The organism is Acinetobacter johnsonii (assembly GCF_048551975.1).
Taxonomy (GTDB): domain Bacteria; phylum Pseudomonadota; class Gammaproteobacteria; order Pseudomonadales; family Moraxellaceae; genus Acinetobacter; species Acinetobacter johnsonii_A.
Map to the genome: position 1 here is coordinate 131,673 of NZ_JBIMCF010000004.1, position 17,665 is coordinate 149,337.

Here is a 17,665-nt window from a genome sequence, read left to right on the forward strand (position 1 = left end):
TTATGATGAATGAGGCATTTAACATGCCCCATTCAACTGGTCTTAAGCCGCAGGTTTTGCAAATAAATGCAAGTTTGATGGGCTTAACCATACCGTTTGATTCGGTCTAAATTGGTGTAATTTTGCTTCTTCAGAAGTCAGTGAGATTTCAATCAGTTTGCCTTGGCGATCATGGAGCTCGGCAATCACTTTGCCCGCAATCCATAATTCTCGTACGAACGTTGCTTGGATGGCATTGTCTTGCGGCTGTGCATGGATCCTTAATTCATCTGGACGAGCAAAAGCAATCACGTCACCCGAAGGTGCATTGCGTAAAGAGTCTAATTGAATACGGTCTTCACCAATTTGGATCGTCCCTGCGTTATTTTGACCTTCGAAACGGTTTGCTTGACCTAGGAAGTCAAACACAAACGGCGTTGCAGGCTTTTCATAAACCTCGCGGGGTGATCCAATTTGCTCGACATTCCCTTTATTCATCACAATGATTTGATCTGCGACTTCTAAAGCTTCTTCTTGGTCATGCGTTACAAAGATTGAGGTGATATGAAGTTCATCATGCAAAGTACGTAACCAACGACGGAGCTCTTTACGTACTTTTGCATCCAAAGCACCAAAAGGTTCATCCAGTAACAGTACGCGTGGTTCAACTGCTAAAGCACGTGCCAGTGCAATACGTTGACGCTGGCCGCCTGAGAGTTGTGCTGGGTAACGGTCTGCCAAGAACCCCAATTGGACTAAGTCCAGTAACCGCGTGACACGTTTTTTAATTTCAGCTTCAGATGGGCGTGTTGCACGTGGGCGAACGCGGAGACCAAAGGCAATATTGTCAAATACGGTCATATGGCGAAACAAGGCATAGTGCTGAAATACAAAACCAACTTCGCGTTCACGTACGTGTACATTGGTTGCATCTTCACCTTCTAAGATAACTTGACCGCCATCTGCGGACTCAAGTCCTGCAATAATACGAAGTAAGGTGGTTTTACCACAGCCTGACGGCCCAAGTAATGCAACCAATTGACCATCAGGGAAATCGAGAGAAATGTTGTTCAGCGCATGGAATGCACCAAAGTGTTTTTCAATATTTTTAACTTGAATACTCATGAGGTCATTCCTTTAAACTGTTGAATCATTATGTTTGTTTTGCTTTTCTTGGCGAATCTCAACCCATGTTTTTAAAATAAGAGTCACAATCGCTAAAAGCGCCAAGAGTGAAGAGACAGCAAAAGCCGCACTAAAGGTATATTCGTTATAGAGAATTTCGACATGCAGAGGCAAGGTATTGGTTTCACCACGAATATGACCTGAAACTACCGATACCGCACCAAACTCACCCATGGCACGTGCATTACACAGAATGACGCCGTAAATTAAACCCCATTTGATGTTGGGTAGGGTTACTTTCCAGAAGGTTTGCCAGCCTGATGCACCGAGTACAATCGCAGCTTCTTCCTCTTCAGTTCCTTGGGCTTCCATGAGCGGAATAAGTTCACGTGCAACAAAAGGAACGGTGATAAAGATTGTTGCTAGTACAATGGCAGGAACGGCATACAGAATTTTGATGTCATTATCCATCAGCCAACTACCGAACCAACCTTGCGTACCAAAAATCAGTACCAGCATTAAGCCCGCGATAACAGGGGATACTGAAAATGGCATATCAATAATCGTGGTTAAGATGGATTTACCACGGAAGTTAAATTTGGCCACACACCAAGCTGCTGCAACACCAAATACCACATTGAGTGGGACTGCAATCACCGCGGTTAATAAAGTGAGTTTGACTGCGGAGAGCGTGTCCGGATGAACCAAGGCTTGTGCGTAGACACCGACCCCTTGTTTAAATGCCTCAACGAACACCAAAATCAGCGGTAAGATCAAACAGCTCAAAAAGAACAGTAGGGAAATCGTAATTAGTGTGTAGCGAACCCAAGTTGGTTCACGTGTTGCATCACGCGATTGTAGCTTTTCAGCCAGCGCATTACTGTTGATATTCATCGTGCTGTTCTCCCTGTACGACGGCTTGCCCATGCTTGTAACAAGTTAATCAGGAATAAAATGGCAAAAGACAGCACCAACATGACGACTGCAATCGTGGTTGCACCTGCATAGTCATATTCTTCTAAGCGCGAAATAATCATGAGCGGTGCAATTTCTGTTTTAAACGGTTGGTTCCCGGCAATAAAGATCACTGAACCGTATTCACCGACGCCACGTGCAAACGCAAGTGCAAAACCGGTGATGAGTGCTGGAAATAAAATCGGCAAAATCACTTTGGTCACAATCTGTAGACGGTTGGCACCTAATGCTGATGCTGCTTCTTCTAACTCTGTTTCCAAGTCGCTGAGAACAGGTTGCACAGTCCGTACCACAAAAGGAATACCAATAAAAATCAGTGCCAATGTAATACCAGTTGGGGTATAGGCCACTTGAATCCCTAAAGGCTCAAGATACTGACCAATCCAACCTGTAGGCGCATAAAGCGAGGTGAGTGCAATACCTGCAACCGCGGTGGGTAAGGCAAATGGCAAGTCGACCAAGGCATCTACAATGCGTTTACCCGGAAAACGATAACGAACTAAACACCATGCCAGAAGGAGACCAAAAACCACATTAATAAACGCGGCGATCAGGGCTGTACTAAAACTGAGCTGCAAAGATTTTAAAATACGTTCTGAACTTAAAATTTCCCATAAACCATCCCAACCAATGCCTAAAGATTTAATGAAAACAGCGGACAATGGAATAAGAACGATTAATGACAAATATGCTAGGGTAAAGCCTAGAGAAAGACCAAATCCTGGCAGCACTCGGGATCGCTGCGACATGATTACTCCTCAAAGAGAGAAAGCTGACCTAAAAAGAGTCAGCTCAAATAAAACTGAATTTCGGCACAAGTATCATTTACAGTGTTTAAATTGCAAATTTAAATAAATACTTGCTTTCATTGTAAAAACTAATGTTTTTTAGCACACTTTCTGAAATCAAAAAATCATATATTTCAGGGAATGGCCCAAAACCTGACGCAACATTAATATGTCCGACTTGCCCCAAGTTCTTAGGCCTAATTTTCCATGCTTTTGCCAGTTGCAGCGCATCTTGAAAATTAAGCCAAGGATCATTTTCACTGATGATCATTTGGGTGGGAACTTGCAGCTTGAGTTGGTGAAAATATTGTTGATAGTCGTTTTGGCTCTCACGAGCAAAACCAGCATCACCAAAGCGAGCAGGGTTGGCCGGTGCAACCAAAACTAAATTTTTGATTTTTTGATTTAGTTCAGGATGCTGTGCTAAAGCAGCGACTGTCGTTAAACAGCCAAAGCTATGCGCCACAATTTGAATCGGTTCCTGAATGGATTGAACTGTTTTGACAAATTGTTCAATCCATTCATGGAGTACGGGTTTATTCCAATCCTGCTGCTGTACACGAGAGCATGACTTGAGCTGACGTTGTAACCACGATTGCCAGTGGTCATGTTCACTTCCACCCACGCCTGGTACAATTACAGTATGAATCATGTCGATGCTCCCTTACAGCTATTTACTGGACTCGGTTTTATTTCGTCGTATTGATTTTCACAATTTGGTCAAATACACCACCATTTTCAAAGTGCTGTTTTTGTACCTTGGTCCAACCGCCAAATTCTTTATCAATGGTCACCAACTTCAACGGTTTGAATGTGGCTGCATATTTTTTCAAGACAGTTGCATTACGTGGGCGATAGAAGTTTTTCGCCGCAATTTCCTGTCCAGCAGGTGAATACAAATAGTTGAGATATGCTTTGGCTAAGTTCAGATTGCCGTCTTTTTCTGCATTCTTTTCAACAATAGCGACAGGTGGTTCTGCCAAGATAGACAGTGATGGAGTCACGATTTCAAATTTACCTGGTTGTTCACGAATTGCTAAGTGCGCTTCGTTTTCCCATGCTAAGAGAACGTCACCGATACCGCGTTCAGCAAAGGTTGTGGTTGCGCCACGTGCACCTGAATCCAGCACTTTGGTGTTTTTATAAATTTTACGCACGAATTCTTGTGCTTTGGCATCGTTACCCGCAGGTTGATGTTTCGCCCAAGCCCAAGCTGCTAAGTAGTTCCAGCGCGCACCACCTGATGTTTTTGGATTTGGTGTAATAATTCCAACACCCGGCTTAACGAGGTCGCCCCAGTCTTTAATGCCTTGTGGGTTACCTTTACGGACAAGGAACACGATAGTTGAAGTATATGGGGTAGAGTTATTGGGTAATTTCTTTTGCCAGTTTGTCGGTAAAAGTTTTGCTTTTTCAGCAATCACATCGATATCTGCTGCAAGAGCAAGGGTCACAACATCGGCACCTAAACCATCAATCACTGAACGAGCTTGTTTACCCGAGCCGCCGTGAGACTGTTTGAAGTTGATGTCTTGTCCTGTGCGTTGTTTCCAATAAGAGCCAAACTGTTTGTTGACATCTTCATACAGTTCGCGTGTTGGATCATACGACACGTTAAGGAAATCTTTTGCTGCAACACCAAAAGATGTGACTGAAACTAGCGCCGCTAGTACCCCAATTTTTAACTTAGATAAGCTCATGTGAGACCTCAAATTTTAAACGTTTTTAAACATGAGGCAAGAATACTGCGAGTCTTATTGCTAAAAAAATAATAAAAAATGAATTTTATATGAATAAAAAAGAAAAAGAGTTCAGCTTAGAATTCATTAAACTAAAGCAGAAAATTGTTTCAGGGTAGATTGGCATGTATTGCTATAAAAATGCACATGAAATCAAACAAATAGAATTATTAGATCGTGCATTTCACTATGGAGATGGTTGTTTTAGTACAGCGCGTATCCGTGACGGTGTGATCGAACTAGAGCCTCTACACATAGCACGCTTGAAATTGGCCTGTGAAAGATTGCTGTTGTCAGCAGATTTAGCCTTTATTCAGCACAGCATCGTGCAATTAAAACAAACCCATGCACACTTAAATGGCACTCTGAAAATTATTATTAGTCGGGGGGAAGGGCAGCGCGGTTATAGTTTGCCCACACATCCTGCTGACGTTTGGGTGTTTTTCTATCCGCAAGCATCAGAGGCTTTTACATACAGCGAAATTGATTCAGGGGTACTGCAACACGCGATGGGGTTAAGTATGCCGCAAATGGTGGGTGTGAAAAGTTTAAACCGTTTAGAACAAGTTTTACTCAAGCATGAGGCAGAACAACACGGTTGGTTGGAAGCTTTGGTCACAGATGTGCAAGGTTCTGTCGTTGAAGGTGTGAGCAGTAATTGTTTCATTCTGCTAAATGATCGATGGATTAGTCCCGAACTTCGTTATAATGGCGTACATGGTGTCATGCGTGCCGAAATATTGGCACGCATGCAGCAACAAGGAATGAGCTGTGAGCTGAGAATGATTGCTATGGAAGAAATTCCACGCTTTCAGAGTTTATTTTTCTGCAATGCCTTGAGTCCTATGAAAATAGCCAAAAGTTTGAATCATCAGCACTTAGATGTTCAGCCGTGTATAGATTTGTTCCATCGTCTTCAACTTAATCAGATGTAGTAGTATGTCCGCAGCCAAAACCAAATCGAAAAAGAAAACGCAACCACCCCAACGAAAAATGAAAGGGTTGTTATTGATTGCTGTGAGCATCATTGTTTTATTGATGATTGTACTGTGGTCGAGTTTATTTAAATCCTATCCTGTCGAAGGTAAAAAGCAGTTATTGGCAATTAGCTCTGGCGATACCTATTCCGGTTTTATTGACCGCTTAGCCAAAGAAGACATGGCTAGTTTTCCCATTATTTTAAAGCTTTACCAAAAAATATTTATTCATGACACCTTGAAAGCTGGTGTTTATGAAGTGCGTGAAGGTATGAGTATTCGCCAAGTTTTGGATATGATCTCCAATGTTGATAATGCCGAGATGAATCGTATATTGGTGATTGAAGGGACGACCTTTAAACAGCTGATCGAGGCATTGAAAAAGGATGCATTGGTTAAAAAGGAAGTCTCCAATTTACCCATGGATCAGCTTTTAAAAGCATTAGATATTCCGTATACGCATGCTGAAGGACTTTTTGCCCCCGATACGTACTTCTTCGCCAAAGGGGAGTCAGACAAAAAAATCTTAACGGATTTATACAAACGCCAAATGAAAGCATTAGATGAAGCGTGGGTAAACCGTGCGGCAAATTTGCCGTATAAAGACAAATACGAAGCCTTGATCATGGCGTCTATTATTGAAAAAGAAACCAATGTTGACCGTGAACTGGAACAAGTTTCAGGTGTGTTTGCACGTCGTCTTCAACTGGGTATGCGTTTGCAAACGGACCCGACCGTGATTTATGGCATGGGCGATAAATATACAGGCAATATTACCCGCCAAGACTTGCGGACCCCAACAGCCTATAATACCTATACCATCAATGGCTTACCTCCTACGCCAATTGCTTTACCAAGTAAAAAAGCCATTGAAGCCACCATGCATCCAGACAACAGCAAAAACATCTACTTTGTTGCAACGGGTAATGGTGGGCACACATTTAGTGAGACTTTAGAGCAGCACAACCAAGCTGTAAAAGAATATCTCAGCGTTTTAAAAACCAAGAAGGATGAATAGATGTTTATTAGTTTTGAGGGCACTGAAGGTGTCGGTAAAACCACACTGATTCGCAAAATTTATGAGCATCTAGAACAACAAGGTCAGCAGGTTGTTTTAACGCGTGAGCCAGGTGGTACACCGATGGCTGAGCAAATTCGCTCGCTATTATTGTCAGTCAATCATGAAGAGTTGATGTCGAATGATACTGAACTGCTGCTGATGTACGCGGCTCGTGCACAGCATTTACAACAAGTGATCGTGCCTGCTTTAACCGAACATAAAACCGTATTGTGTGACCGTTTTAGCGATGCCAGCTTTGCTTACCAATGTGCAGGACGTGGTTTAAGCCAGTCGAAGTTGCAATTACTGAATGAGAACTTTGTCAGCCATATGCCTGATATTACATTTTGGCTTGATGCCCCGATTGAGACAGGCATGTCTCGTGCACGGGAACGGGGGGCTTTAGACCGTTTTGAACAAGAAAAAGTCACTTTCTTTGAAAAAGTCAGAGCAGGTTATCAGCAGTTATGGGAGAAGTATCCTGAGCGGGTCAAACGCTTGGATGCAACACAGTCACCAGAGCAGGTTTTTACACAAGCGTTGCAATATTTAAACTAAAAATAAGCCTGAAATCTTATTTCAGACTGTAGTGAAATACATTTTTCTTTTATAGTCAGTGACAAAGGATTGTATGTTGAAGGGAAAATGAAAAGTAATTTAACTGAGATTGTGGCTTTTTTAGAAAAGGAATTTCCGCAAAGTTTAGAAAAATGTCGTATCGAGTCTGTCACTGAGCGCGCAGCAACTGTTGTATATCAGGTAGATGAGCGCGATTTGCGACCAGGGGGAACGGTTTCAGGCCCAACCATGATGACTCTTGCAGACTATGCATTGTATATCGCCATTTTAGGAGAAATTGGGCTGGTCGGTTTAACCGTGACCACCAGTTTATCGATCAACTTTCTAAGTAAACCTGCAGCTTCAACAAATATCCGCGGTGAATGTAAGTTAATGAAAGTTGGCAAAGCATTGGTGGTTGGGGATGTGTGGTTGTATTCAGTGGGTAAGGATGAACCCATTGCACATGTGGTGGGAACTTATTCTATTCCACCCAGATCCTAAAAAATGTCTGAATAAAAAAGCCTGACGAATCAGGCTTTTTTCAATTTAGTTATGTCCCGTCCTGAAATAAGTTTACACCTTAAGGGACTTATTTTATGGAACATGCACGAGAACAACGAGTTAAGCGTACACAACGTGATTATAGCTTCTCCTTTAAAATGATGGTTGTACATGAAGTAGAAAAAGGGCAAATTACTTATAAACAAGCTCAGGCAAAATATGGTATTCAAGGAAGATCAACTGTGCTGGTATGGTTACGCAAGCACGGACAACAGGACTGGACTTCGAATATGCCGACTTCTTCTAAACGCCAATTGACACCCCAACAACGAATCCGCCAATTAGAAAAACAGTTAGCCGCAGAAAAGCTCAAAACTGAATTTATACAGGATGTGATTTATCACATTGATAAAGAGTGTGGGACTGATCTTGGAAAAAAGTATACCGAGCACGTTTCAAAGATTGGCAAAGCCAAAGAAGACTAAGCGTTTCACGTTATTGTCAGTGGTTAGGAATCACTCGACAAGCTTATTATCAAGCAGAAAAACGTGCTCAAATGACTGCACAAGTAACCGAACAAATACTCGAGTTGGTTATGGAGTATCGCTGTCTTATGCCAAGTATCGGAACACGTAAGCTGTATTGGCTTATTCAAGGCAAATTGTTGCAGCGTGGTTTAAAGTGTGGACGGGATCAGTTATTTAAAATATTGAAAGAGCATAATTTATTGATTCGCCCCAAGCGTCGCTATACAAAAACTACGGATAGCAAGCATATGCGTGCGGAGAATGTTGTGCAGGCTCTACATATGGCGATGCAGCATGTGACGGATCGAGCGACAAGGATGATTCATCATTCAGACAAAGGCTCACAGTATTGCTCTGAACTATATCAATCGGCATTGCGCCATTATGGGATATGTCCTTCCATGACAGATGGAGGAGACTGTTACCAGAATGCATTAGCAGAGCGGATTAATGGAATATTAAAGCAGGAGTTTTTAACTACACGATGTCAAACCATGAAGGAGTTAGATCACTTAATTGCGGAATCTATCATGATTTATAATTGCTATAGACCACATTTAAGTTTAAATATGAACACCCCGAATCAGACGTATGAGCAAACTAAAACCGAGCTAATTGCTTAACTCGGTTTGAAGTGGAATACTGTCAATCTATTTCAGGACAAGACATTATTCACTAAAGGGGTTTCAACTTTAAAATTTAAAGGGGTGAGTACGGTTTTACGCAGTTCATTCGACAGTTCAGGGTAATCTAAAGTGTAGTGTAAACCGCGCGATTCTTTACGCTCCATAGCACAACGCACGATCATTTCAGAGACTAAAACCAAATTACGCAGTTCAATCAGATTTTTGCTGACTTGGTAATCTTGGTAATACTCGGTAATTTCTCGCTTCAACATTTCAATGCGGTGTAGCGCACGTTCAAGACGTTTCGTAGTACGCACAATGCCGACGTAGTTCCACATGGTTTGACGGAGTTCATCCCAGTTTTGCAAAATCACCACATCTTCATCAGGATTCATCACTTGTGAGTCATCCCAAGACGGAGCAGTTGGGGATTGGTAATTTGAATCAAAACTTTTTTCGATGTGATTTGCTGCACTCATGCCATACACAAAACACTCTAACAGTGAGTTACTGGCCATACGGTTGGCGCCATGCAAACCTGTGTACGAGGTTTCCCCAATCGCATAGAGACCTGCAATGTCAGTTTGACTGTGTTCATCAACCACCACACCGCCACAGGTATAGTGCGCAGCAGGAACAACAGGAATCATTTCCTTGGTAATGTCGATGCCGAGTTCAAGTAAGCGTGCGTACAGGGTTGGGAAATGTTCTTTAATGAAACTGTCGGGCTTATGGCTAATGTCGAGCCAAACGTGACGAATACCTAAACGTTTAATTTCATAGTCAATCGCTCGCGCCACAATGTCACGTGGAGCAAGTTCTGCACGTTCATCAAAGCGCAACATAAAGCGTTCGCCATCGGGTAAACGTAAATAAGCACCTTCACCACGCATTGCTTCAGTAATGAGGAAAGAGCGTGCTTGCGGGTGGTATAAACAGGTTGGGTGAAATTGGTTAAATTCCATATTGGCCACGCGGCAACCCGCACGAAACGCCATGGCAATACCATCGCCCGTTGCAATGTCTGGGTTCGAGGTATACAGATAGGCTTTCATGGCGCCGCCACACGCCAGCGCGGTGAAAGGGGCTAAAAAGGTATGTACTTTTTCAGTCTTTTCATCGAGTGCATAGAGGCCTAATGCACGATTTTGTTCTTCCAAGCCCAGTTTTTGAGAGGTAATTAAATCGATGGCGATGTAATTTTCAAAAATGGTGATGTTATCTTTCTCAATCGCACGTTCCACTAAGGTAGTTGAAATGGCACGACCTGTAGCATCTGCGGCATGAATAATACGGCGTTGAGAATGTCCACCTTCACGTGTTAGATGTAATTGCTCTTGATCATCAAGGGTAAACTGCACGCCGTGTTTCAGTAGAAAATCAACAGAAGGTTTACCGCCTACAACGGTTTGCTTTACGGCTTCGGTCTCACACAAGTGAGCGCCCGCAATCATGGTGTCATCAATGTGCTGTTCGATGGAATCCGTTTCATCTAAAACAGCGGCAACGCCACCTTGCGCATAGAAGGTACTTGCATCGGTCAGGTTTGATTTTGCAAGAATAGCAATATTGAAATGTTCAGGCAACGATAAGGCTAAGCTCAGGCCTGCACCGCCACTTCCCACAATAATCACATCAAAATGATGCGTTGTGCTTAAATTAGACATGTCCGTCAGCTAATTTGGAAAAAGTTCGCTAATGACAGCGCTTTTTTCACAAAAAGGCAAGGACAATATCTATTCAAATTATGGAAAATATAAATAAAGAACTTGTTTTTCAAGCAAAGTTTAAGCTTTTGTTTATACAAACATAATAGAACATATTATTACCCAAGATAGACAAACTTTATGCTAAAAACGCTAATACATAAATTGATAACAAACATATAGGTCAATACTTGATATGAAAAGTCGCGCGATACACACTGGTTTTTTTGCTGTTGCATGTACAATGGCTGCGGTACAAACACAGGCAGCACCTGTTGATTTCTCAAACTTGGTTGAGCAAGTCAGCCCTGCTGTAGTGAGTGTCAATGTGGTTAAAAAGATGACTCAAGAAGAGTTAATGCAACAGCAGATACCTGAAATTTTAAAGCGTTTCTTTGGCAATCAAGTGATTATTCCACAGCAGCAAGCACCGCAAGAAAAAACGGCTTATGGCAGCGCATTTTTTATTAGTAAAGATGGTTATTTACTGACAAATCACCACGTCGTAGAAGATGCATCGAAAGTCACGATTATGTTTAATGACCGTCGTGAACTAGATGCAACCGTAGTGGGTAGTGATGAACGAACCGATGTGGCCTTGCTTAAGGTGAATGGTGCGAATTTTCCGTCACTCCGTGCAGGTAATGTTGATCAACTGCGCGTAGGCGAACCTGTGCTTGCAATCGGTTCACCGTTTGGTTTCGACTATTCTGCTTCAGCGGGAATCGTGAGTGCGAAAATGCGTAATATGATGGGAGAGACATCAGTGCCCTTTATTCAAACCGATGTGGCTCTCAACCCTGGAAACTCAGGCGGTCCGTTATTCAACCAACAGGGTGAAGTAGTTGGTGTGAACTCGCGTATCTTCAGTGGTACGGGCGGTTATATGGGGCTGTCTTTCTCGATTCCAATTGATGTCGCAATGGATATTGCTGATCAACTTAAGAAAACCGGCAAAGTTACGCGTTCTTATTTAGGTTTCAATCTACAAGATCTAGACCGTAATTTGGCAGAGTCTTATAATTTGCCAAAACCTGAAGGCTCACTGATTACCAATGTTCAGCCAAACTCACCTGCTCAGAAAGCAGGACTAAAAGCAGGCGATATTATTTTAAAATTCAATGGAACGCCGATTTCACGTACCTCTGAGTTATTGAACTATTTAAATCGTACCATGCCAAATCAAACGGTACAGCTTGAAGTACTGCGTGATGATAAAAAGCGGAATATATCGGCAACACTCACCACCGCACCGGATGATACACCTGCAAAATCAGACTCGGTCACACAGAGTAAAGGGCCTGTCTTAGGTATTGCTATCCGAAATTTAACACCTGCTGAATTGTCACAGCTCAATGTGAAAGGCGGTGTGTTAATTCAAGAAGTGAAACGTGGCGGTGCCGCAGCACAGTCAGGCATGGCGGCTGGCGATGTGGTCACTCACATTAATAATAAAGTCGTAAAAGACACCAATGATTTTGTCCAAGCGGCATCTGAGTTGAAAAAAGGTCAGGTTGCCCGCGTTGGCATCATCCGACAAGGCACACCGGCCATTTTAGGGATGCGTATCCAATAATCGAAAAAACCACTCTTCGGAGTGGTTTTTTATTTTTTGCAATTTGATGATGTCTGTTCTTTGCGTACACTGCTATCTTCATAGGGATATTTAGATTCAATAGAGTGTTTATGACTAGTATTTTTGACTTAAGGCTTCAGGTGCAAGCAGAACATATCGACCAGTTAGGCCATGTGAATAACGTGGTTTATATGCATTGGATGCAGGATGTCGCAACAGCACATATTGATGCACTGGGTTTAGGCTTAAAAGAATATATCGAGTTAAAACATGCCATGGTTGCAGTTGAGCATCATGTGCAGTACCGAAAAGCTGCATTTAAAGAGGATGAAATAATCTTACGCACATGGTTTGACGATATAAACGCATTATATTCATCACGCCAATATGTGTTTTATAGACCCAAAGACAATAGTATTTTATTTGTTGCTCAAACCAAGTGGGCTTGTGTAGAGATTGAAACAGGACGCGCGAAACGTATGTCACCCAGTTTTACCCAAGCTTACCAACCGCTTGCAAAAGATGTGAATGCCCTAGATTTTTCAATGGATTATTCAAAAAGCCCAGTGAAAAGCGAAAACACGTAAAAAAGCGTCAGAGTTGTGAAAAGGAAGCGTATTAATATGGATACTTTAAAAAAACCATCTGTTATAATCCTTCGCAATTTCTGTTCGGCTTTTGTTGTGCATCGAAATTTGTCTGCATAACGCTTCATTTTGTTCAAGGTAGCCCATGGCGCAAGCTAAAAAATCTATTGATATTAAAAATATCCGTAATTTCAGTATTATTGCTCACATTGACCACGGGAAGTCAACGCTCGCTGACCGCTTTATTCAAACTTGTGGTGGTTTGCAAGATCGTGAAATGCAAGCACAAGTACTTGACTCCATGGAACTTGAACGTGAGCGTGGTATTACCATTAAAGCTGCGTCGGTTACTTTGTATTACACCCATCCAAATGGTCAAGAGTATCAATTGAACTTTATTGATACACCAGGGCACGTCGACTTTTCATATGAAGTGTCACGCTCATTGGCGGCTTGTGAAGGTGCATTGTTGGTTGTAGATGCGGCGCAAGGCGTGGAAGCACAGTCAGTTGCGAACTGCTATACCGCAATTGAGCAAGGTCTCGAAGTCCTTCCTATATTGAATAAAATTGATTTACCACAGGCTGAACCTGAACGTGTGATTCAAGAAATTGAAGACATTATTGGTATAGAAGCGACTGAAGCGCCAACCTGTTCGGCAAAAACAGGTCTTGGGATTGATAGCGTTTTAGAAGCCCTTGTTAATGTCATTCCTGCACCTACTGGTGATCGTAATGCGCCATTACAAGCTTTAATTATCGACTCTTGGTTTGATAACTACTTAGGCGTGGTTTCTTTGGTACGTGTGAAAGAAGGTCGTGTGCGTAAGGGCGACAAGATGTTGATGAAATCAACAGGCCAAACGCACATCATTACTTCTGTAGGTATTTTCAATCCTAAGCATACTGAGACAGACATCCTTGAAGCGGGTGAAGTTGGTTTCGTAATTGCAGGAATTAAAGACATTTTTGGTGCGCCAGTCGGTGATACGATTACCCTCGCCAACACACCAGAAGTCAAAACCTTACCGGGCTTTAAAAAAGTGAAGCCGCAGGTTTATGCAGGTTTGTTCCCAATTGATTCAAGTGAATTTGAACCGTTCCGTGAAGCTTTGCATAAGCTTCAGATCAATGACTCGGCGTTATTCTTTGAACCTGAAAGCTCGGATGCTTTAGGATTTGGTTTCCGTTGTGGTTTCTTAGGCATGCTACACATGGAAATCGTGCAAGAGCGTTTAGAGCGTGAGTATGATTTAGACCTCATTTCATCTGCACCGACCGTGATTTATGAAGCGGTGATGAAGAATGGTCAAACGATTTATATTGATAGCCCATCTAAAATGCCAGATGGTTCAACAGTCGAAGACTTACGTGAGCCGATTGCTGAGTGCCATATCCTTGTACCGCAAGAGTATTTAGGTAATGTCATGACTTTATGTGTGGAACGCCGTGGTGTTCAAAAAGACATGAAGTTTATGGCGAACCAAGTTTCGATCACCTTTGAAATTCCAATGGCGGAAGTGGTGATGGACTTCTTTGATAAATTGAAGTCGTGTTCACGTGGTTTTGCGTCGCTCGATTATAACTTTGTACGCTTTGAAAGTTCATCATTGGTAAAAGTCGATGTTCTGATCAATGGCGATAAAGTCGATGCCTTGGCAATGATTTGTCACCGTCAAGATGCCCGTCATCGTGGTATTGCATTGGTTGAAAAAATGAAAGATTTGATTCCACGTCAAATGTTTGATGTGGCAATTCAAGCGGCCATTGGCGCACAAATTATTGCTCGTTCAACCGTAAAGGCAATGCGTAAAAACGTATTGGCGAAATGTTATGGTGGTGATGTTTCTCGTAAGAAGAAACTGCTATCGAAGCAAAAAGAAGGTAAAAAACGCATGAAGCAAGTGGGAAGTGTAGAAATCCCACAAGAAGCGTTCTTGGCTGTGTTGAAAGTAGAAAGATAAAAAGGTAGGAATATAAGCCCATGGATTTTGATTTTAATTTGATACTTGTTCCTGTCACACTGATTTTCTTTTTGGTGTGGTTGCTCGATAAATTTGTATTTAAACAACGAGCGATGAAAGGCAAGGGAAATGAAAATTTTGTCATTACATGGGCTTATGATTTCTGGCCAGTCCTTGCGATTGTTCTATGCTTACGTTCATTCTTTTATGAACCTTTTAATATTCCTTCGGACTCGATGGTGCCGACTTTAGAAACGGGTGACTTCATCTTGGTCAACAAATTTGACTATGGTGTTCGCCTACCGATTGTGAATAAAAAAGTGATTGATGTGGGTAAGCCTGAGCGTGGTGATGTGATCGTCTTCCGTTATCCACCGCAACCGACGATCAGCTATATCAAACGTGTAGTTGGTATTCCTGGCGATCACATTGTTTTTGATCATGGTCAATTAACCATTAATGGTCAAAAAGTTGCTAAGGTTCCTGTTGAATTTAGTCGTGAAAAAGACCGTTTAGATACGCCTACTTCGATATATCATAAAGAAACCATTGGCAAGCATACCTTTACCATGCGTGAGTTAGAAGGTGTTAATGTTGCACGCCAAGCACCCTATATTAACTTTGTAGAAAATGGTAAATACTCTGCTGAAAATGGTTTATATTGGGAAGTGAAAGTAAAAGAAGGTGAGTACTTTGCGATGGGGGATAATCGCGACCAAAGTGCTGACAGTCGTTTCTGGGGAATGGTTCCTGAACAGAACCTAACAGGTCGTGCATTTTATATTTGGATGCATAAAGAACCTGGCTTTAAGTTGCCGTCATTTAACCGTAACGGTAGCATTGACTAATATCGATTCGGAAAATAAAAAATGCGCAAGAATCAACAAGGGGCATCTTATATCGCCATTTTATTTGCAATCATGGGGTTTGCATTTATGGCGAAAGTGGCAATTGCAGTTTGGGCTCCCTATTTTGATGATCGGATGATCAATAGCCAAATTGAGGAAGTATTTCAAAGCAGCCCGAAAAATATTCAGCCCGCGGAGTTTGAGAGTCAGCTTTCAAAGCGTTTGGATATGAATGGCATTCGTGATGTGAAGATTAAAGAAATTATGCAAGTCACCAATACCGAAGGGTTGCAGGTGAAAAAGGAGTATGAGGTAAGAAAACCCTTCTTACTGAATATAGATTTAGTATTAAAGTTCGAGAAAAGTTTTGATCAAAGCTCAGTCCAAGCTAAGTGAAGCCCGCTTAGCGAGCCGTATCGGTTATCAGTTTAAACAACCTGAATTACTTCAGCTTGCACTGACCCACCGATCGGTGAGCCACAAATACAACTATGAGCGCCTAGAGTTTCTAGGCGATTCTTTGTTAGGGATGATTATTGCAAATTATCTCTACAAAGCTTATCCAACTGAGAACGAAGGCCGTTTGACGCGTATGCGTGCAACCTTGGTTCGTCAGGAAGCTTTAGGTAAGATTGCAAATGATTTAAAACTGAGCCAGTCACTCATCTTAAGTACAGGTGAGTTAAAATCAGGTGGACATCATCGCGAGTCCATCCTTGCGGATACGGTTGAATCTATTATTGGTGCAATCTATGTGGATTGTAGTGATTTAACGGTGTTGGAGCCGATTGTGTTAAAATGGTACGAGCCATATTTAGACCATATCGAGCCAACCGATCAACTTAAAGATCCTAAATCTCGTTTACAAGAATATCTTCAGGCACGAAAAAAAGCTCTCCCAGTTTATGATGTGGTCGATATTCAAGGCGATGCACCCAATCAGCATTTCAAAGTGGAGTGTAAAGTGGATGGATTGTCTGTTGTAATGGGTGAGGGTACCAGTCGCCGTTTTGCTGAACAAGCTGCTGCGGCGGATATTTTAAAACTTTTGGAGCAGTAATCTGCCATGTCAAATTCTTCCGATCACATCGATGCTGATCACGAGTCGCAAAGCGACAGTAATGATTTAATTAGCCAATTTTTTAGCGAACAAGGCACAGAAATCCCAACGGATTTTCGTAGCGGCTTTGTGGCAATTGTCGGTCGTCCAAACGTAGGCAAATCTACGTTGATGAACCATTTGTTGGGTCAAAAATTATCGATTACTTCACGTAAACCACAAACCACACGTCATAAAATTGTGGGAATTGATTCACGTGCAAAATCTCAAGCGGTATTTGTTGATACACCAGGGATGCATAAAAAAGAAGTACGCGCCATCAACAAAATGATGAACCGTGCTGCGTCTTCTGCATTGCGTGATGTCAACTTGGTATTATTTGTTCTAGATGCAGACAAGTGGACTCAAAACGATGAGCTCGTTTTGGAAAAACTCAAAAATGCAGAGATGCCAGTGATTCTTGTGATCAATAAAATTGATACACTTGAAAATAAAAACCATGCATTACCTTTGATTCAACAGCGTGCAAAATTAATGAATTTTGCTGAGATTGTTCCTGTTTCTGCACTACGTGGTGCAAACTTAGACCATCTGCGCGATACCATTGAAAAATATTTACCTTTCCAGCCACCGATGTATTCATTGGATCAACTGACAGATCGTTCTGAGCGTTTCTTGGCATCAGAAATTATCCGTGAAAAGATTATGCGTCAGTTGGGTGAAGAGCTACCTTATGATTTAACCGTGCAAATTGAGTCGTTTAAGACTGAAGAAGCAACGGTGAATGAAAAAACAGGTCGTCCAAAACCAGCGTGTACATACATTGATGCAACGATTTTTGTAGACCGCCCAGGCCAGAAAGCAATTGTGATTGGTGAAAAAGGCGCTAAGCTTAAGAAAATCGGTATGGATGCCCGTATCGATATGGAAAAAATGTTTGAACAAAAGATCATGCTGACACTTTGGGTTAAAGTGAAAGGTGGTTGGTCTGATGATGAACGTGCATTGAAAAGCTTAGGTTATAGCGATATCTAAGTTTTAAGAAAACAAATTTTTATAGGGATGGT

The 17,665-nt window shown here is 42.0% G+C and carries 17 protein-coding genes and 1 pseudogene; 12 read left to right on the forward strand and 6 right to left on the reverse strand.

Going from position 1 to position 17,665, the window contains the following annotated elements; translation table 11 throughout:
* Positions 1-42: 42 nt before the first annotated feature.
* The 5 genes from ACG9ZB_RS05555 to ACG9ZB_RS05575 all read right to left on the reverse strand — a co-directional run bounded on the left by ACG9ZB_RS05555 (position 43) and on the right by ACG9ZB_RS05575 (position 4,567).
* A complete protein-coding gene (locus ACG9ZB_RS05555; RefSeq protein WP_419324697.1) occupies positions 43-1,104 on the reverse strand; it encodes a sulfate/molybdate ABC transporter ATP-binding protein in 1,062 nt (353 codons plus the stop codon).
* A 12-nt stretch (positions 1,105-1,116) separates the two neighbouring features.
* The gene (gene cysW / locus ACG9ZB_RS05560) at positions 1,117-1,998 is read right to left on the reverse strand and encodes a sulfate ABC transporter permease subunit CysW (RefSeq protein ID WP_419324699.1); all 882 of its coding nucleotides are present in this window, start codon (positions 1,996-1,998) and stop codon (positions 1,117-1,119) included.
* Positions 1,995-2,828, reverse strand: coding sequence for a sulfate ABC transporter permease subunit CysT (gene cysT, locus ACG9ZB_RS05565; protein WP_411370269.1), 834 nt, complete (start codon positions 2,826-2,828; stop codon positions 1,995-1,997). The genes cysW and cysT overlap by 4 nt, the downstream gene beginning before the upstream one ends.
* Positions 2,829-2,913: 85 nt before the next feature.
* Positions 2,914-3,519 (reverse strand): RBBP9/YdeN family alpha/beta hydrolase, encoded by a 606-nt coding sequence (locus ACG9ZB_RS05570; protein ID WP_419324701.1) that lies wholly within the window; start codon positions 3,517-3,519, stop codon positions 2,914-2,916.
* 37 nt (positions 3,520-3,556) lie between these two features.
* Entirely contained in the window at positions 3,557-4,567 is a 1,011-nt protein-coding gene (locus ACG9ZB_RS05575; protein ID WP_419324703.1) for a sulfate ABC transporter substrate-binding protein, read from the reverse strand.
* Between the two features lie 164 nt (positions 4,568-4,731).
* Here ACG9ZB_RS05575 and pabC point away from each other — a divergent pair, with 164 nt between their 5' ends.
* From pabC to ACG9ZB_RS05600, 5 genes and pseudogenes are all read left to right on the forward strand, one after another.
* Complete coding sequence (pabC, locus tag ACG9ZB_RS05580) at positions 4,732-5,541, forward strand: aminodeoxychorismate lyase (protein ID WP_419324705.1); 810 nt, start codon at positions 4,732-4,734, stop codon at positions 5,539-5,541.
* Between the two features lie 58 nt (positions 5,542-5,599).
* A complete protein-coding gene (gene mltG / locus ACG9ZB_RS05585; protein WP_419324800.1) occupies positions 5,600-6,601 on the forward strand; it encodes an endolytic transglycosylase MltG in 1,002 nt (333 codons plus the stop codon).
* Positions 6,602-7,201, forward strand: a complete 600-nt coding sequence (gene tmk, locus ACG9ZB_RS05590) for a dTMP kinase (RefSeq protein WP_419324707.1) — start codon at positions 6,602-6,604, stop codon at positions 7,199-7,201.
* An 87-nt stretch (positions 7,202-7,288) separates the two neighbouring features.
* Positions 7,289-7,705: a PaaI family thioesterase gene (locus tag ACG9ZB_RS05595; RefSeq protein ID WP_419324709.1), complete on the forward strand. Its 417-nt coding sequence runs from the start codon at positions 7,289-7,291 to the stop codon at positions 7,703-7,705.
* A gap of 95 nt (positions 7,706-7,800) precedes the next feature.
* Positions 7,801-8,855, forward strand: a pseudogene (locus ACG9ZB_RS05600) (integrase core domain-containing protein).
* A gap of 32 nt (positions 8,856-8,887) precedes the next feature.
* Here the strand turns inward: ACG9ZB_RS05600 and nadB are convergent.
* Positions 8,888-10,525, reverse strand: coding sequence for an L-aspartate oxidase (nadB, locus tag ACG9ZB_RS05605; RefSeq protein ID WP_419324711.1), 1,638 nt, complete (start codon positions 10,523-10,525; stop codon positions 8,888-8,890).
* A gap of 235 nt (positions 10,526-10,760) precedes the next feature.
* Between nadB and ACG9ZB_RS05610 the strand changes: the two genes are divergently transcribed.
* The 7 genes from ACG9ZB_RS05610 (at position 10,761) to era (ending at position 17,633) form a co-directional block, all read left to right on the forward strand.
* Positions 10,761-12,140: a Do family serine endopeptidase gene (locus tag ACG9ZB_RS05610; RefSeq protein WP_419324712.1), complete on the forward strand. Its 1,380-nt coding sequence runs from the start codon at positions 10,761-10,763 to the stop codon at positions 12,138-12,140.
* 110 nt (positions 12,141-12,250) lie between these two features.
* On the forward strand, positions 12,251-12,727 hold the full coding sequence (locus ACG9ZB_RS05615) for an acyl-CoA thioesterase (protein WP_419324714.1): 477 nt from the start codon (positions 12,251-12,253) through the stop codon (positions 12,725-12,727).
* 145 nt (positions 12,728-12,872) lie between these two features.
* A complete protein-coding gene (lepA, locus tag ACG9ZB_RS05620) occupies positions 12,873-14,690 on the forward strand; it encodes a translation elongation factor 4 (RefSeq protein WP_419324716.1) in 1,818 nt (605 codons plus the stop codon).
* Positions 14,691-14,710: 20 nt separating this feature from the next.
* Positions 14,711-15,538: a signal peptidase I gene (gene lepB, locus ACG9ZB_RS05625; protein WP_419324718.1), complete on the forward strand. Its 828-nt coding sequence runs from the start codon at positions 14,711-14,713 to the stop codon at positions 15,536-15,538.
* 21 nt (positions 15,539-15,559) lie between these two features.
* Complete coding sequence (locus tag ACG9ZB_RS05630; RefSeq protein WP_004693667.1) at positions 15,560-15,934, forward strand: DUF4845 domain-containing protein; 375 nt, start codon at positions 15,560-15,562, stop codon at positions 15,932-15,934.
* Complete coding sequence (gene rnc, locus ACG9ZB_RS05635; protein WP_058869418.1) at positions 15,906-16,598, forward strand: ribonuclease III; 693 nt, start codon at positions 15,906-15,908, stop codon at positions 16,596-16,598. Before ACG9ZB_RS05630 ends, rnc begins: the two co-directional genes overlap by 29 nt.
* A 6-nt stretch (positions 16,599-16,604) precedes the next feature.
* A complete protein-coding gene (gene era / locus ACG9ZB_RS05640; protein ID WP_062032393.1) occupies positions 16,605-17,633 on the forward strand; it encodes a GTPase Era in 1,029 nt (342 codons plus the stop codon).
* Positions 17,634-17,665 lie beyond the last annotated feature (32 nt).

Coding starts and splice junctions, on each gene's coding strand:
- era (WP_062032393.1), top strand. CDS start 16,605: ATGTCAAATTCTTCCGATCACATCGATGCTGATCACGAGTCGCAAAGC.
- ACG9ZB_RS05615 (WP_419324714.1), top strand. CDS start 12,251: ATGACTAGTATTTTTGACTTAAGGCTTCAGGTGCAAGCAGAACATATC.
- ACG9ZB_RS05555 (WP_419324697.1), bottom strand. CDS start 1,104: ATGAGTATTCAAGTTAAAAATATTGAAAAACACTTTGGTGCATTCCAT.
- ACG9ZB_RS05570 (WP_419324701.1), bottom strand. CDS start 3,519: ATGATTCATACTGTAATTGTACCAGGCGTGGGTGGAAGTGAACATGAC.
- lepB (WP_419324718.1), top strand. CDS start 14,711: ATGGATTTTGATTTTAATTTGATACTTGTTCCTGTCACACTGATTTTC.
- nadB (WP_419324711.1), bottom strand. CDS start 10,525: ATGTCTAATTTAAGCACAACGCATCATTTTGATGTGATTATTGTGGGA.
- lepA (WP_419324716.1), top strand. CDS start 12,873: ATGGCGCAAGCTAAAAAATCTATTGATATTAAAAATATCCGTAATTTC.
- ACG9ZB_RS05595 (WP_419324709.1), top strand. CDS start 7,289: ATGAAAAGTAATTTAACTGAGATTGTGGCTTTTTTAGAAAAGGAATTT.
- cysT (WP_411370269.1), bottom strand. CDS start 2,828: ATGTCGCAGCGATCCCGAGTGCTGCCAGGATTTGGTCTTTCTCTAGGC.
- ACG9ZB_RS05630 (WP_004693667.1), top strand. CDS start 15,560: ATGCGCAAGAATCAACAAGGGGCATCTTATATCGCCATTTTATTTGCA.
- ACG9ZB_RS05610 (WP_419324712.1), top strand. CDS start 10,761: ATGAAAAGTCGCGCGATACACACTGGTTTTTTTGCTGTTGCATGTACA.
- ACG9ZB_RS05575 (WP_419324703.1), bottom strand. CDS start 4,567: ATGAGCTTATCTAAGTTAAAAATTGGGGTACTAGCGGCGCTAGTTTCA.
- pabC (WP_419324705.1), top strand. CDS start 4,732: ATGTATTGCTATAAAAATGCACATGAAATCAAACAAATAGAATTATTA.
- tmk (WP_419324707.1), top strand. CDS start 6,602: ATGTTTATTAGTTTTGAGGGCACTGAAGGTGTCGGTAAAACCACACTG.
- mltG (WP_419324800.1), top strand. CDS start 5,600: ATGAAAGGGTTGTTATTGATTGCTGTGAGCATCATTGTTTTATTGATG.
- cysW (WP_419324699.1), bottom strand. CDS start 1,998: ATGAATATCAACAGTAATGCGCTGGCTGAAAAGCTACAATCGCGTGAT.